Source organism: Sphingopyxis sp. CR5 (assembly GCF_059693785.1).
Map to the genome: position 1 here is coordinate 74,945 of NZ_JCATIE010000014.1, position 14,020 is coordinate 88,964.

Sequence of the window (14,020 nt, forward strand, 5' to 3'; positions counted from 1 at the left end):
GCACGAGCTCGCCGGTCACCTGACCTTCTGAATTACTCAGCCTTTGTAACCGCTCGATCAGATCTTCAATTTGGCGCCTTCTGGTCGCCGCGTGCATTTATCATGTGATAGGTCACCGAATTAGGTGCCATGTCCAACGGGTCGATTGTGGTTTTTTGGTGCCGTCGGTCAGCTAGCTGGCGTGCTTCCACCTCGCGTTGGCGGGCATAGAATTCATCCATTGCGCTTTCCTCGCCATGAGCCCAGCGGTGATAGGGATCGGTTGGCTCCATTCTCCCAGCGGCGATTTCGCGCGTGGTGACGTATCTTAGCCGGCGGACATCGACCCCCGTTTCACCAATGCGGCATTCGGCCCCCAGCAATAGCCAAGTCTGGAGCTGACGCTCGATCAGAAAGGGTCCGGTGTCTTCGCCCACATCGATCAGCAGTTGTTCGACAAAATCGCATAATAGATTGAATAGCCGGACCAGCTCGATCCGGCTGGCCTCATCGACGATCGAGGCATGGAGATCGAGTAATTCAAAGCGCAGTTCGGCGACCGGAAATTGTGGAAGGTGCGTTGAATCAGCGAACTTCTTGCTGAATGCGGCAACGCGAGCGTCCATCATTATCTCCCCTCATGCTCAGTGCCACACGATTAGCGCGTTTTGATAATTCACGCCGTTCTGCTGCGATAGGCGGTGGCCCTCTTCAGATCATTCGCACAAGTGACAGCCATGCCCGCTAGGACAGCGGCCTGCGCTTGCCACTATGCACAGCGCGCTTGCTTCTGATCGTCGGCGCGCCAATTTGTGCTTATGTCCGACGAAGAGCCTCCCCTTCCTACCGGTGAGCATATCACCAGACAGTATCAGCAGATGCGACCGCTCATTGGTCTGCTTGGCCTGTTTAGCGGTAACATCCGACGCCAGGCGAAAGAGCTCGAGAAGCAGTTCGCCGATGTCGAGCGCATGAAACAGGATCGTCAGGCGTTCGCAGCGCGCTTCGGCCCGCGTGGCTGGACGATCTTCGATCGGCTGTCAGTCGAAGCCGTGCGCGCCGCCGTTGCTGAACCCGACGACGATCTTGCCGATCAGGGTTTGGTCGAGCATCATCTCGACCCCGATATCCTTTCGTTTCTCGGATATCGCTTCAATACGAGCCGGTTCGAGGCGTGGCACGACATCTATCAGCGCGCGACGGAAAGACTGCTCGCCAAGGATTATCTCTCGGCTGTCCCGCTCCTTCTCATCATTATCGACGGAGTCTGCACGACCAAAACGGGAAAGCACCCCTTTTCCGGCGGGGCCGATGCACCCGTTTTCGATACCGAGACGACCGGACCGGGGGGTCTTTCGGCTGGCCTAGCCATTCTCGGGGCCACGCGGCGCAAGCTCGACACGGACCCCATCGCCAGTCCTTTTCGTCACGGAATCCTGCATGGCCTCAATCCCAATTTCGGGAATGCGCTGGTCGCCGCCAAGACTGTCAATCTGCTCCAGACGATGGTCGATTATTTCGATCGTCGCGAGGATGAGGAAGCGCGCATCGCCAAGGCCGCGAAGGACCAGCGGCAGCCGTCATGGTCTGAGCTTACCGCGACAATGTCGGCGACCCAGGACAACAAGCGCAGGATCGAAGCGTGGGTGGCTCGCCCGGAACAGTCGGGACAGCCGCTGGCAACATCCGGCGAAGCGCACATGTTGGACCCGGAAAGTCCGGAGGCGATGGCGGCGACCTATCTGGATGCGGTCGTGGCGAAGAACTTCGGCACCCTTGCGAAGCTCACCATCGATTATCCGCTCCGATCAATCGGCTACCGCGCGGGGCGTCATCGCGACGAGCTTGGAGACCTCAGACTGACCCGCTGGACCATCACCGGCGTGCGTGACGAGGCGCCAGCCATTAGCGAAGTCGATATCGCCTTGGAGGGTATCCTCAATGACACGCCCTGGTCTGGAAACCAGACGATGCGCCTCATCTACAATGACGACAAGTTCGAGGTGCGCGTGCGGGGTGCCCCGGACGGGAGTTGGACCGTCATGCCCAGTTTTCTGCCAAGTCTCTGGGGCACCGCGGTCGGCTCCCTCAAGACAAGCGAGCCCCCGGCAGATAGCGGTTGATCATTACTTTGCGCGCTCCGCCTCGACGGTGCGGCCAATCCAGTCGCAAACCTCACGCTCGCTCCAGCGCGCCGCTTTGGGTGATAGCTTGTACGGCTTGGGGAAGGCGCCCTCGCGGATCATCGCGTAGATTTTCGTCCGTCTCAAGCCGATGCGCGACATGACTTCGTCGATGCGCAGCAGCCGATCGGCCCCTTCAGCGGGCGCGGTCATTTGGCCTGCCCTCGCGCGGCGGCGTCGCGAGCGCGGATGAACGAGCGATCGCTATCAAGAAATGCCGTGAGCATCGCTGGCACAAGTTCGCTGATCGGCTCCTCGCTGCCATAGGTTTGCGCATAGATCGCGGCATAATCGCGCAGCGCGGCATTCAGGTCTGGCGGCACGCTGATGGTGAGCTTCACCGGCGTCCGGTCGGGCAGCTTGCCCAGTTTGAGATCAGCCATATGTGCCTCCTTCACCCTTGCCAGGGTGCGAGTATGAGATCCTTGTGGACGACGAGCCTCACCGGCGCACCGGGCCGGATCGTGATCGTTGGCGGAATGTCGAGATTGCGCTGGGTGATCTGGTCGCCGGCGCGCGCCGTGTTCGACTGCGCGGATTGGCGGATCGCCTGGACGAGATCGCTCTCGCCCGAGATCGTCACTTCGGTCCCGACACCGAGCAGCGTTGCCATTCCGATGCCCTTGAGGAGCGACCATGTATGGAAATCGACCCGATCGGCGAGCCCGGCATAGCCGGCCGCATCGGTCGCCGGCGCATTGTCGATCCGCATTGAGCTGCCGTCGGGCAGGATCAGCCGCTGCCAGACGACGAGCGCGCGGCGCTGTCCGAACGCGACGACATTGTCGTATTTCCCGATCAGACGGGCGCCCTGCGGAATGAGCAAGGTTTGTCCGGTGACGCTGTCGTAGACATGGCTCGTTACCTGCGCGGTGACGATGCCGGGCATGTCGGAATTCAGGCCCGTGATCAGGCTGGCACTGATCACGCTGCCTGCCATCAGCATATAGGGCGATGGCGCCTTGCCCAGCAGGTGCGGATTGATGTCGCCGCGCGGATCGGTGGTTTCGACAAAGCGGGTCTTTGCGTCACGCTGATCGGGCGGCGCCGCTGCGCCGGTCGCGGGCTCGGCGAGCGCTGGCGTCGGAGGGGCGGAGGCGTTCGGTTTCCCGGCCAGCCCCACCATCAGCCCGGATTCTCGCGCGGCCTTCAGCGCCGCCTCGCGTTGCTGGCGCTCGGCCTCGGCGCGGCTCGCGGCGTCGGCCGCGCTGCTATCGATGGCTGCGCCTTGCGCTTGCTGGGCGCGCAATATCGGCCGGCCAAGGTCACCCGGCAGTGGAGGTCCGAGCTGGGGCACATCGCCATAGCTTTCGGGGAGCGTCGACAGCGCGTCGGTCGCCGGCTTGGCGCCCGGGTCGGACAGATCGCTCTCGACCGCAACCTGCCGGAAGACCTGCGGTTGCAGTGCCATCCAGGCAACGCTGGTCAGGCCGACCGTGCCGATCGCGGCAATGCCGATGATGACGCCGCGGCGGAACCGGATCGCTCTCGCCGGCCGCGCGCGGATCGCCAGGCTCTCGGGGTCGCTCTTCGGCGTTGGCCCGGTGTCTTGCTCGACGTCGCTCATGCGCCCCTCCGGCGTTCCGCACCGCGCGTGATCCGCACGACCTGCTGCTTCTTGAGACCCAGGCGCAGTTCGGCTGCGTCGAACAGCCGGTCGATCACGTAGAAGCGGTCCTGCACCCGGTAATTGACCAGCTCGGCCTTGCCGTCGGCGCCGAGCAAGAACAGCGGCGGCGCTTCGCCCTGTCCCAGCGACACGGGAAATTCGATATAGGTCTGGCGGCCGTCATCGAAGGCGCGCAGTGGCCGCCATGCGGGCCGATCGCCGGTAATGCGATAATCGAACCGAAGCGTTGCCAGCGACAGGCCCGAGGCAATCGGTGTCGCGGCCTCGCTCGCCGCCGCGGCGCGCTTGAGCGCCAGCAGATCGTCCTGGGGATAGGTCCAGCGAACGCTCACCATCGCGGTGCGGGACACGCTGGTAAGACGGATATGGTAGCTCCGCCTGTCGGTGGTCACGACTAGGTTCGTGGTCAGCCCCGAAGCGACTGGCTTCACCAGCAGATGCGTGCGCTTTGCCTCGCCGCTGCCGCTGGTCGTGTCGCCGATCACCCATCGCGCAGTGTCGCCGCTTGCCACCGCGATCAGGGCTTCGCCGGGTTGCAGCGCGATGTCGGTCACCGCGCCGGGCGCGGTATAGGCCTGGTAGATCGCGCCGTCGGCGAAGGCATAGACCTGCGTCGCATTGATGAAACTCTGCGGCGATGGCTCGGCTCGGGCGGCGCGGTTGGCAGCCGCGACCTGGCGCAGCGGTGTGGACGTGGTCTGCGCCATGGCCGGCGTGCTGATCGCCATCACGGCGAGCATGGCAGGGAATATAAGTCTGTTCATGGCTGGATCTCCTGGCTGTTGGAGGCGGCAAGGTCGGGATCGAGCGGCGAGCCGAGCGGCAGGCTGCTCGGCGGCGGCAGGCCCTGCGCGGGGACTTGTGGCGCCGAGGGTTGCGGCGGCGCATCGAGTTCCCGGCTCCAGTCGATTGCGTCGACATAGATGCCGAGCGGATTGCGACGCAGAAGATCGGCGCTTGCTGGAGGATGCCGAACCACGGTCAGGATCGCGGTCCAGCGGCTGCTGCCGGCCGGGCTCCCGCGCGAGTAGACATTCTCGACCCACTTCACCTGGAACGATTTGTCCGACGCGCGCACGACGCTTGTGATCTGGATCGATACGGTTCGCTCGCCGAGATTGGCGAACGGGTCGGCCGAGCGGGCATAGGCGCCAAGGAACTGGCTGCCGCGCTTGGTCGCGAAGTCATAGGCTTCGAGCCAGCTGCGCCGCATCAGTACGGGATCGAGCGAGACGCCGCGCACATTGCTGACGAACCGCCCGAGATGCCACGCCACCTGGCTGTCGGTCGGAATATAGGCGACATCAGCTTCGCGCACGGCGCGCGCCTCGCCGAGCTGGTCGACCTCGACCACATAGGGGACGATGCGGCTCTGCATCGACTGCCAGACCAGCGCACCGGATGCGCCGCCGGCCAGCGACAGGCAGGCAAAAGCCATCAGCCGCCAGTTGCGGGCCTGCGCCCGGGCGGAGCCGATCCGCTCGTCCCAGACCTGCCCCGCTCGCGCATAGGGCGTGTCGGGCAATGGGGTGTGCCCATAGCGCTGGGCGTTGCGCTTGAAGAACATCAGTCGTTCCTTTCCTTGATATCGGGGCTGGCCGAGCCGCCGCCGCGATCACCCTGGCTCAGAGCGTGGATGGCGGCCTGGCGGTGGTGACGGGCGCGCTGGTCGTTCTGGAGATTGCGCGCCCAGGCGGGCGCAGCAGCATCTGCTGCCGCCCCGCCACCGGCTGGCGTTGGCAATTTGTTGTTGAGCGCGTTCCATGCCGCCGTGCGGCCACCGGCGGCGGCTTCGCCAAGGCCGAGCGCACCACCGGCGCGCTCCTTGGCAGCATTGCCCGCAGCCTTGCCGACACCGGCAAGACCGGCGCTGACGGACGGGCTTGCCGCCGTTTCGCGACCGAGCTGGTAGGCGGTCGAGGCCGCCGACCCCATCGACGTGCCGGCGCGAACCGCGCCCAAAGCGGCCCCGCCGAGCGCACGGGCACCGCCGACGGCGGCGCCGCCAGCCAGCATGGTCACGCCCGCCGCGCCGAGCGTGGTGCCCAGTGCAGCCCCGGCACCGAGTTGCGGCGCGCCGGATACCAGGCCGGATGCCAGCGCGGGACCGAAGATACCTAGACCGAACAGGGCGAGGGATGCCAGGACGAGGCTCATGGCCTGGCCGATGTCGGGCTCCTGACCCTGGAGCGCGGCGGTGAACTCGCCGAAGAAATTGGCACCGATCCCGACGATGACAGCCAGCACCATGACCTTGATGCCCGACGAAACGACATGGCCGAGCACGCGCTCGGCGAGAAAGCTGGTCCGCCCCCACAGCGCAAAGGGCACCAGGATGAATCCGGCCAGGCTGACCAGCTTGAACTCGAGGATGCAGACAAACATCTGCACGGCGAGAATGAAGAAGGCGACGATCACCAGCGCCCAGGCGAACAGCAGGATCATGATCGTCAGGAAATTGTCGAAGAAGGTCGTGAACCCGACCATCTCGCTGGCCTGATCAAGCAGCGGCCAGGCCGCCTCGAACCCTGTCCCGGCAAGCCGCCCGGGCTTGAGCAGATCGTCCGGGCTCATCCCGCTGCCACCTGCGGTGAGGCCGGCTTGTGCGAACGAGCGGAAGATGATGTCGGCGAGCGTCGAGAAGCTGTTCAGGATCAGCGCGAACGCGCCGACATAGAGGATCTTCTTGAGGAAGCGGCCGATGACATTGTCTTCACCGCCCAACGCCCAGAAGAGACCCGCCAGCGTGATGTCGATGCCGACCAGCACCGTCGTCAGGAACCCGACGTCAGGCCCGAGCAGCCCGAACCCACTGTCGATATAGGTGATGAACGCCTGCAAAAAGCGATCGATGACGTTGAGGTCGTTCAAAACGGCGAGCCTTTCGACGAGCGGGCGGTAGGAAGTCGCGGGGCACGGTTGGGGGAGCGGAACCGTACCCCGCGACGCAGCGATGGGAGGGGGACCCATCGCCGCTGGCCGGATCGGGCTTTGCGGCCCGTGAGGGCGCTATTGGGGCGTGTAGGCCGATCCGGAACCGAGGAACTTCTTGGTGGCGGCGCGCGCTTCGGCGGCCTGGGTCGTACGGCGCGCTGCCTCCAGCGCATCGCTGCGGAACTGCGCCGCCATCATCTGCTGGAGCTGCATCTGCTGCTTGGCGGTGAGCGCGAGCAACTGGTTCGTTGCCTGTTGCGCCTGCAGCGAGCCTTCGGCGCCCTGGCTGCGCGCGACGATCGCCGCGAGCGTCTGGGCATCGTCCCGGACATTCTCGACCACTTCGGCCTGCACCGTCATCGTGTGGCGGAAGGCCGCGTTGCTGGCGTCAAGCCGTTCCCGCGCGGTGCGGACACGGGCATCGCGGGTCAGCGCCTGCGAAAAATCGCGCGGGAACAGCTGCTGGAACCGCTGATCGAGCTGGTCGACCCGGAAGTCGATCGCCTGGGCCTGGCCCATCAGGCGGTCGATCGCGGCAAGCTTCTGCTGGATCTCATCGATCTGCGGGAAGTCGATGCGGGATAGGTTCTTGCCCATGTTAATCAGCATCTGCGCCTCATTCTGCAGCTGCTCGATCTGCTGGTTGACGCTCTGGAGCGTGCGCGCCGCGGTCAGGATGTTCTGGGCATAGTTGCTGGGGTCGAACACGACACCGCCGAACTGCGCCTGCGCCGGCGTGCTGGTCATGGCGATGCCCATGATGAGCGAACCGCCGGCACCCAAGGCCAGGGCCGTGGCAATGAGGTGTTTTCGAACAGGGATACGCATCAGTTTTCTCCTTCTTGAGGCTTGGAAAAATCGGCGAGCAGGTCGGCGGCCCATGGAAGGCCGGCATCGCGCAGGAAGCGTTCCGCAAAGCCGTCCGCGCCATCGGCGGCGAGCAGCGCGTCAATCCGGGCTTGCGTGGCGGGATCGGACGAACCGGTGAGCGCCAGCGACGCGGGGCCGAGGCCGAGCTCGAACAGACGGTTGCCGCGTGCCGATTGCAGATAATATTGCCGCTTGGGGGTGGCCCGCGCGATCAGCTCGATCTGCCGAGCGTTGAGCCCGAACCGCTCGTAGATGTCGCGCGACTGCGGTTCGATCGCCCGGTCATTGGGCAGCAGGATTCGCTGCGGGCAGCTCTCGATGATGGCGGGAGCGATCGGAGAGCCGGCGATATCGGCGAGGCTCTGCGTCGCGAAGATGACCGCGACATTCTTCTTGCGCAGCACCTTCAGCCATTCTCGGATGCGCTGGGCGAACAGTGGGTGGTCGAGGAAGATCCAGGCTTCGTCGAGGATGAGCAGCGTCGGACGACCGTCGAACCGCTCCTCCAGACGGTGGAACAAATAGGTCAGGACAGGCGCGATGACCGACGCTTCGTTCATCAGCGTCTCGGTCTCGAAGCAATGGATATCGGCGAAGCTCAGCTGCTGTTCGGCAGCGTCGAGAAGGCGGCCGTGCGGACCCTCGAGCGTATAGGGCTGCAAGGCGGTGCGCAGCGGCTTGGACTGGAGCAGCATCGCCAGCCCCGTCAGCGTGCGCTCACCGGGCGGGGCTGTCGCAAGGCTCGCCAGCGCGGACCAGACCGCATCCTTGATCTCGGGCGTGACGACAACCTGCTCGTGCGCGATGAGCGCCGCGATCCATTCGGCAGCCCATGCCCGCTCGTCGGCGCGATCGATCCGCGCCAGGGGCTGGAACGCCGGCATCGTTCCTTCGCCGAGCGCGTGATGCGCCCCGCCACACGCCAGGACGGCGGCGCGCGCCGAATAGCCCTTGTCGAAGATATAGACCTGCGCGTGCGAATAGCGCCGGAACTGCAATGCGAGCAGACCGAGCAGGACCGATTTGCCGGCGCCGGTTGGGCCGACCACCAGCATATGCCCGACATCGCCGATATGGGTGGAAAGGCGGAACGGCGTCGACCCGGCGGTCTTGGCGACAAGCAGCGGCGGTCCGCCAAGATGGGCATTACGATCCGGACCGGCCCAGACGCTCGACAGCGGCATCAGGTGCGCCAGGTTCAGGGTATGGACGAGCGGCTGCCGGACATTGGCATAGACCTGGCCGGGCAGTGACGAGAGCCATGCCTCGACGGCGTTCACGCCTTCGCGGATCGTCGTGAACCCGAGCCCATTGATGATGCGCTCGACGCGCCGCACCTTGTCCTCGACGATTTGGGCGTCGGCATCGGCAACCGTGATCGTCGTGGTCAGATAGCCGAACGCGACATGGTCACCGCCCAGTTCCTGTAGCGCCAGGTCGGCATCGACGACCTTGTTGTCGGCGTCGCTGTCGAGCAGCTGGGTCGGCTGGTTGTACATCACCTCGCGCAGCAGCGCGGTCACCGACTTGCGCTTGTTGAACCATTGGCGGCGGAGCGATGTCAGCGTCTTGGTGGCGAGCGTCTTGTCGAGCGCGATGAAGCGCGTGACCCAGCGATAGCCGAAATCCTGATGGTTGAGCGCGTCGAGGATTCCCGGGCGGCTCATGTTGGGGAAGCTGAGCACGGTCAGCGTGCGCAGATGCAGCCGGCCAAGCTTGGGCTCGAGCCCTCCAACCAGCGACGTATCGGCCAAAATGGCGTCGAGATAGGCGGGCGTCTCGGGGACGGCGACGCCGTGCCGACGATCGGAACAGGTCGCATGGAGAAATGTCAGCGTTTCGGCATCGTCGAGCGCGCGCACTTCGGGCATGAACCCGCGCAGCAGATCGAGCGCGCGATCGGTCTCGGCCGTGAACTGCGCCAGCGCAGCGCGCCAGTCGCGATCCCGCGTGCCAGTCGGCCGTTCGACCAGCGACCGTCCAGCGCTCTCGGTGCTGTCGGCGGGCGGTAGCCAGACAAGGGTCAGATGATAACGGCTTTCGAAATGCTGGCCCTCATCCTCGAAGGCCGCGCGGCGTTCGGCATCGACCAGCCAGCTTGCTGCGTCGGGGAAATCGCTGTCGGGATAGCTCAGCGCTTGGCGGCGCTCGGCGTCGAAGAACAAGACCCAACCACTGCCGAACCGGCGCAGGACATTGTTGGCGCGCGCGCACGCGCCGATCAGCTCGGCTTCGGTCGCCGATTCCAGATCGGGGCCGCGGAAGGCCAGCGTGCGCTGGAAGCTGCCGTCCTTGTTGAGCACGACGCCCGGAGCGACCAGCGCCGCCCAGGGCAGATGGTCGGCCAGCCGGTCATGGCGGGCGCGATATTCACGCAGATTCAGCATGCGAGATAAGCCTTCTGCCTGAGGTGGCGCATCAGCACGGGTGCGACGTCGGGATCGCGCCGGGCGGCGAGGACGGCGAGACTGTGTCCCGCCGCCCAGAGGATCAGCCCGGCGAGCCATTGCTGCAGGCCCAGGCCGACGGCGGCTGCGAGCGTGCCGTTGACGATCGCGATCCCGCGCGGTGCGCCGCCAAGCAGGATCGGCGCGCCGAGACTGGCGTGGATCGGTGCCTCGAACCCTTCCAGATGCGGTCCGCCGCCCGTCATGCGATGAGTGCCCCGCCGCCGAAGCTGAAGAAGGACAGGAAGAACGATGAAGCCGCGAAGGCGATCGACAGCCCGAACACGATCTGGATCAGGCGCCGGAAGCCGCCTGCGGTCTCGCCGAAAGCGAGAGTCAGGCCGGTCACGATGATGATGATCACCGCGACGATCTTGGCGACCGGCCCCTGCACGGATTCCAGAACCTGTTGCAGCGGCTCTTCCCACGGCATGCCTGAGCCAGCCGCGTGGACTCGGGTCGCGATGCCGAGCGCGAGCACGAGCGCCGCGCCGGCGGTCAGGCCGGGGTGTTGGAGATTCAATCGGGCAGTCTGCATGGGTCAGGCTCCTTTCGGGCTTGGGGGGAGAAAATCGGCGAGCGCATAGGCCTGCGTGTCGGGATCGAGGCCCACGACACGCGACACCGCGGTGATCCGGCGCTGGGTGCCACGGCCCGAGATGAATACGATGAGGTCGATCGCTTCGGCGATCAGACGGCGCGGCACGGTGACCACCGCTTCCTGGCAGAGCTGCTCGATCCGGTAGAGCGCAGCGAGCGCGCTGTTGGCGTGGACCGTGGCGATGCCGCCGGGATGCCCGGTGTTCCAGGCCTTGAGCATGTCGAGCGCCTCGGGGCCGCGAACCTCGCCGACGATGATCCGGTCGGGCCGCAGCCGCATGGTCGAGCGGACCAGGTCGGTCATGCTGACGATCCCGGGACGGGTGCGCAGCGCGACGGTATCGGGAAGCGGGCATTGCAGCTCGCGCGTGTCTTCGATCAGGATGACGCGCGCATCGACCCAGGCCATTTCCGCGAGCAGCGCATTGGCAAGCGTTGTCTTGCCCGAACTGGTGCCGCCGGCGACCAGGATGTTGTAGCGCTGGGTGACCGCGGCCCGCAGGCTGTCGGCGATCCCGATCGTCATGATGCCATCGGCGATATAGTCGTCGAGCGAATAGAGACGCTGCGCGGGCTTGCGGATCGCAAAGCACGGCGCGGTGACGACCGGAGGCAGAACCCCTTCGAACCGTTCGCCGGCCCGGCCATCGCCGTGGGCGGGAAGTTCGGCCGAAACGATCGGCAGCTCGCCATGGGCCTCGGTCCGCGCATGGGAAGCGACGAGGCGGATGATCCGCTCGACCTGGGCGGCATCGAGCATGACCCCGGTATCGATGCGGCCTTCGCCCAGTTTGTCGAGACGCAGCGCGCCATCGGGATTGACCATGATCTCGATCACTTGCGGGTCGCGCATGGCGGCCGCGATATCGGGCCCAAGGGCGGTGATCAGCATGCGGCGGCCGCGCTCAGCGGTGACGGTCTCGCTCATCGCTCGGCCTCCCCGGTCGGGACCAGCGTGCGCCGTCCGCTCGCCAACTGGCGGCCAACCTGAGCCACAAAGGCTTCGAACCTTTTGGCCGCCGCCGCCCGCCCGGCATGATCATTTTCTGCAAGCGGTGCCTGGATCGCGAGTTCAAAGCGGATGAATAGTGCCAGTGTTTCAAGCACGACCTGACCATCGCGTTCGATGCGGCCGACCGAGTTGGTCAGTCTGTCGAGGCGGATGGAGAAACGGTCCTCGAGTTCGGAGGCGCCGCGCCGGTTGAGCCACGCGGTGACGGCGTCGGCCAGGATCGCCGACTTCGATACACCGGGCTTGGCGGCCAGCGCCTCCAGCCGGTCGCTGAGCGGCTTGGGCAGAAAGAGTTGATGGCGAACGCGCTCGACCATGGTCAGAAGCCCAGCTGGAAATCGTCGGGCGAGCGGGTGCCGGCGTCGATGCCGTAGACCGTCCGCGCGGCAGTGCTTGCCGCCTGATCAAGGGCGCGCTTGTCCGCTGCCGCATCGACATCGTCCTCGCCCAGGCCAAGCGGATCGGCGGGCGCCATATCGACCCGGACATGGGGCGCGGGTTCATGGGCCGGGTGCCGCGCCTGTTCGAGCCCGCCATCGCTGGCCTCCTGGTCTCCAAGGCTCTCGGCCGCCAGCCGCGCGTCCGAGCCGCGCACATATCCTGCCCAATCGTCGGCGCGGCGGGCCGGACAGTCCCGGTAGCCACCCTCGGCGAGAAGCGGCGGGGGCAGCACGCGCGCGGTGAAGGCGCGGTCTTCGAAATAGCGCAGCTTGCGCGCCCGGGCGGGTGGATGACCAGCGACGAGGATGATCTCATCCTTGGGCGAGAGCTGCATGACTTCGCCGGGCGTCAGCAGCGCGCGCGCCGTCTCCTGCCGGCTGACCATGACATGCGCGAGCCAGGGTGCGAGCCGGTGGCCGGCATAGTTGCGCATCGCGCGCTGTTCGGTCGCGGTCCCCAATGCGTCCGAGATGCGCTTGGCGGTACGTTCGTCATTGGTCGCAAACGCAATCCTGAGATGGCAATTGTCGAGGATCGCATTGTGCTCGCCATAGGCCTTTTCGATCTGGTTGAGGCTCTGAGCGATCAGGAAGGCGCGCACGCCATAGCCGGCGAGAAAAGCGAGGCTGGTCTCGAAGAAATCGAGACGGCCCAGCGCCGGGAACTCGTCGAGCATCAAAAGCAGCTTGTGCCGACCGGGCGCCGCATTGTCGGTCCCGGCGTGCAGCTGCTCGGTGAGCCGGCGGCCGATCTGGTTGAGGACCAGGCGGACAAGCGGCTTGGTCCGGCTGATGTCGGACGGCGGGACTACCAGATAAAGCGAAGCGGGATGGTCGGCTTCGACGAGATCGGCGATGCGCCAGTCGGACGCCGCCGTGACCGCGGCGACGGTCGGGTCGCGGTACAGGCCGAGGAACGACATGGCGGTGGAGAGCACGCCCGAGCGTTCGTTGTCCGACTTGTTGAGCACTTCGCGGGCTGCCGAAGCGACCACGGGATGCACCTGCGGCGCGTCCGGCGTGCCGAGATGATTGGTGCTCATCATCAGTTTGAGCGTCGCGACGAATGGGCGCTGCGGATCGGAGAGAAAGGTCGCGACGCGAGCGAGCGTCTTCTCTTCCTCGGCGTAGAGGATGTGAAGGATCGCGCCGACCAGCAGGGCGTGGCTGGTCTTTTCCCAGTGGTTGCGCCGTTCGAGCGCGCCTTCGGGATCGACGAGGATGTCGGCGATGTTCTGCACGTCGCGGACTTCGTCGGCGCCGCGGCGAACCTCCAGCAGTGGATTGTAGCGGGCCGAGCGGGCGTCGGTCGGGTTGAACAGGAGGCAGTGCGAGAAGCGCGCGCGCCAGCCGGCAGTCAGTTGCCAGTTTTCGCCCTTGATGTCGTGCACGACGACCGACCCGGTCCAGCCAAGCAGTGTCGGCACCACCAGGCCAACGCCCTTGCCCGAGCGCGTTGGCGCAAATGCCATGACGTGTTCGGGCCCATCGTGGCGCAGATAGTGCTGACGGTCGCGGCCAAGGAAAACGCCATCGTCGGCGAGCAGGCCTGCCGCGCGCAGGTCACCTAGGCTCGCCCAGCGGGCCGAGCCGTAGGTGGTGACATTACGGCGCTGGCGGGCACGCCAGAGCGAGCCGAAGATCGCGGCGCCGCAACCGGCGATCCCGCTGGTGGCTGCAATGACGCCTGCTTCGTCGAAGACGATCGGAGCATAGGCGTCGAACGAGTACCACCAAGGGAAGATCGACCAGGGGGCGTAGATCGGGATGCCGGCCAGTTCGAACCAGGCACCGCCGAGTTCTGGCTGATAGGCGAGTTTCGCGGCTGCCCATTGGGTGGCGAACCAGACGCCCGCCAGCACGATGAGCGCGACGACGAGCATCTGGCCGATAAGAAGTTTGGTCGGTGTCATGCGGGCCTCCGC

At 65.7% G+C, this 14,020-nt stretch carries 15 protein-coding genes; 1 reads left to right on the forward strand and 14 read right to left on the reverse strand.

The features are described 5' to 3' along the window. Positions 1-65: 65 nt before the first annotated feature. On the reverse strand, positions 66-608 hold the full coding sequence (locus AC58D2_RS18630; protein ID WP_497392586.1) for a hypothetical protein: 543 nt from the start codon (positions 606-608) through the stop codon (positions 66-68). Between the two features lie 189 nt (positions 609-797). On the opposite strand from AC58D2_RS18630, the gene AC58D2_RS18635 reads away from it, so the two are divergent. Continuing rightward, entirely contained in the window at positions 798-2,102 is a 1,305-nt protein-coding gene (locus AC58D2_RS18635; RefSeq protein ID WP_497392587.1) for a hypothetical protein, read from the forward strand. A 3-nt stretch (positions 2,103-2,105) separates the two neighbouring features. On the opposite strand, the gene AC58D2_RS18640 is transcribed toward AC58D2_RS18635, so the two are convergent. The 13 genes from AC58D2_RS18640 to AC58D2_RS18700 form a co-directional block, all read right to left on the reverse strand. Next, the gene (locus AC58D2_RS18640) at positions 2,106-2,315 is read right to left on the reverse strand and encodes a helix-turn-helix transcriptional regulator (protein ID WP_497392588.1); all 210 of its coding nucleotides are present in this window, start codon (positions 2,313-2,315) and stop codon (positions 2,106-2,108) included. After that, positions 2,312-2,545 (reverse strand): DUF2274 domain-containing protein, encoded by a 234-nt coding sequence (locus AC58D2_RS18645; RefSeq protein WP_497392589.1) that lies wholly within the window; start codon positions 2,543-2,545, stop codon positions 2,312-2,314. The genes AC58D2_RS18640 and AC58D2_RS18645 overlap by 4 nt, the downstream gene beginning before the upstream one ends. Before the next feature lie 11 nt (positions 2,546-2,556). Beyond that, on the reverse strand, positions 2,557-3,729 hold the full coding sequence (locus tag AC58D2_RS18650; RefSeq protein ID WP_497392590.1) for a TraB/TrbI/VirB10 family type IV secretion system protein: 1,173 nt from the start codon (positions 3,727-3,729) through the stop codon (positions 2,557-2,559). Further along, positions 3,726-4,556: a P-type conjugative transfer protein TrbG gene (gene trbG / locus AC58D2_RS18655; protein WP_497392591.1), complete on the reverse strand. Its 831-nt coding sequence runs from the start codon at positions 4,554-4,556 to the stop codon at positions 3,726-3,728. The genes AC58D2_RS18650 and trbG overlap by 4 nt, the downstream gene beginning before the upstream one ends. Next, positions 4,553-5,359: a conjugal transfer protein TrbF gene (trbF, locus tag AC58D2_RS18660; protein ID WP_497392592.1), complete on the reverse strand. Its 807-nt coding sequence runs from the start codon at positions 5,357-5,359 to the stop codon at positions 4,553-4,555. Before trbF ends, trbG begins: the two co-directional genes overlap by 4 nt. Beyond that, entirely contained in the window at positions 5,359-6,663 is a 1,305-nt protein-coding gene (gene trbL / locus AC58D2_RS18665; protein WP_497392593.1) for a P-type conjugative transfer protein TrbL, read from the reverse strand. The genes trbF and trbL overlap by 1 nt, the downstream gene beginning before the upstream one ends. Before the next feature lie 138 nt (positions 6,664-6,801). Next, complete coding sequence (gene trbJ, locus AC58D2_RS18670; RefSeq protein WP_497392614.1) at positions 6,802-7,554, reverse strand: P-type conjugative transfer protein TrbJ; 753 nt, start codon at positions 7,552-7,554, stop codon at positions 6,802-6,804. Beyond that, positions 7,554-9,983 (reverse strand): conjugal transfer protein TrbE, encoded by a 2,430-nt coding sequence (gene trbE / locus AC58D2_RS18675; protein ID WP_497392594.1) that lies wholly within the window; start codon positions 9,981-9,983, stop codon positions 7,554-7,556. Before trbE ends, trbJ begins: the two co-directional genes overlap by 1 nt. Then, on the reverse strand, positions 9,977-10,249 hold the full coding sequence (locus AC58D2_RS18680; RefSeq protein WP_497392595.1) for a VirB3 family type IV secretion system protein: 273 nt from the start codon (positions 10,247-10,249) through the stop codon (positions 9,977-9,979). Before AC58D2_RS18680 ends, trbE begins: the two co-directional genes overlap by 7 nt. After that, entirely contained in the window at positions 10,246-10,581 is a 336-nt protein-coding gene (locus tag AC58D2_RS18685) for a TrbC/VirB2 family type IV secretion system protein (RefSeq protein WP_497392596.1), read from the reverse strand. The genes AC58D2_RS18680 and AC58D2_RS18685 overlap by 4 nt, the downstream gene beginning before the upstream one ends. 3 nt (positions 10,582-10,584) lie before the next feature. Continuing rightward, the gene (trbB, locus tag AC58D2_RS18690; protein WP_497392597.1) at positions 10,585-11,571 is read right to left on the reverse strand and encodes a P-type conjugative transfer ATPase TrbB; all 987 of its coding nucleotides are present in this window, start codon (positions 11,569-11,571) and stop codon (positions 10,585-10,587) included. Further along, the gene (locus AC58D2_RS18695; RefSeq protein ID WP_497392598.1) at positions 11,568-11,972 is read right to left on the reverse strand and encodes a CopG family transcriptional regulator; all 405 of its coding nucleotides are present in this window, start codon (positions 11,970-11,972) and stop codon (positions 11,568-11,570) included. Before AC58D2_RS18695 ends, trbB begins: the two co-directional genes overlap by 4 nt. A 2-nt stretch (positions 11,973-11,974) precedes the next feature. Beyond that, positions 11,975-14,008, reverse strand: coding sequence for a conjugal transfer protein TraG (locus AC58D2_RS18700; RefSeq protein WP_497392599.1), 2,034 nt, complete (start codon positions 14,006-14,008; stop codon positions 11,975-11,977). Between the last annotated feature and the right edge of the window lie 12 nt (positions 14,009-14,020).

What these genes read in the sequence shown, in the direction of transcription:
- AC58D2_RS18645 (WP_497392589.1), bottom strand. Translation starts at nt 2,545, where the DNA reads ATGGCTGATCTCAAACTGGGCAAGCTGCCCGACCGGACGCCGGTGAAG.
- AC58D2_RS18640 (WP_497392588.1), bottom strand. Translation starts at nt 2,315, where the DNA reads ATGACCGCGCCCGCTGAAGGGGCCGATCGGCTGCTGCGCATCGACGAA.
- trbG (WP_497392591.1), bottom strand. Translation starts at nt 4,556, where the DNA reads ATGAACAGACTTATATTCCCTGCCATGCTCGCCGTGATGGCGATCAGC.
- trbB (WP_497392597.1), bottom strand. Translation starts at nt 11,571, where the DNA reads ATGAGCGAGACCGTCACCGCTGAGCGCGGCCGCCGCATGCTGATCACC.
- AC58D2_RS18695 (WP_497392598.1), bottom strand. Translation starts at nt 11,972, where the DNA reads ATGGTCGAGCGCGTTCGCCATCAACTCTTTCTGCCCAAGCCGCTCAGC.
- trbF (WP_497392592.1), bottom strand. Translation starts at nt 5,359, where the DNA reads ATGTTCTTCAAGCGCAACGCCCAGCGCTATGGGCACACCCCATTGCCC.
- trbJ (WP_497392614.1), bottom strand. Translation starts at nt 7,554, where the DNA reads ATGCGTATCCCTGTTCGAAAACACCTCATTGCCACGGCCCTGGCCTTG.
- AC58D2_RS18700 (WP_497392599.1), bottom strand. Translation starts at nt 14,008, where the DNA reads ATGACACCGACCAAACTTCTTATCGGCCAGATGCTCGTCGTCGCGCTC.
- AC58D2_RS18680 (WP_497392595.1), bottom strand. Translation starts at nt 10,249, where the DNA reads ATGACGGGCGGCGGACCGCATCTGGAAGGGTTCGAGGCACCGATCCAC.
- AC58D2_RS18630 (WP_497392586.1), bottom strand. Translation starts at nt 608, where the DNA reads ATGATGGACGCTCGCGTTGCCGCATTCAGCAAGAAGTTCGCTGATTCA.
- AC58D2_RS18685 (WP_497392596.1), bottom strand. Translation starts at nt 10,581, where the DNA reads ATGCAGACTGCCCGATTGAATCTCCAACACCCCGGCCTGACCGCCGGC.
- AC58D2_RS18650 (WP_497392590.1), bottom strand. Translation starts at nt 3,729, where the DNA reads ATGAGCGACGTCGAGCAAGACACCGGGCCAACGCCGAAGAGCGACCCC.
- trbE (WP_497392594.1), bottom strand. Translation starts at nt 9,983, where the DNA reads ATGCTGAATCTGCGTGAATATCGCGCCCGCCATGACCGGCTGGCCGAC.
- AC58D2_RS18635 (WP_497392587.1), top strand. Translation starts at nt 798, where the DNA reads ATGTCCGACGAAGAGCCTCCCCTTCCTACCGGTGAGCATATCACCAGA.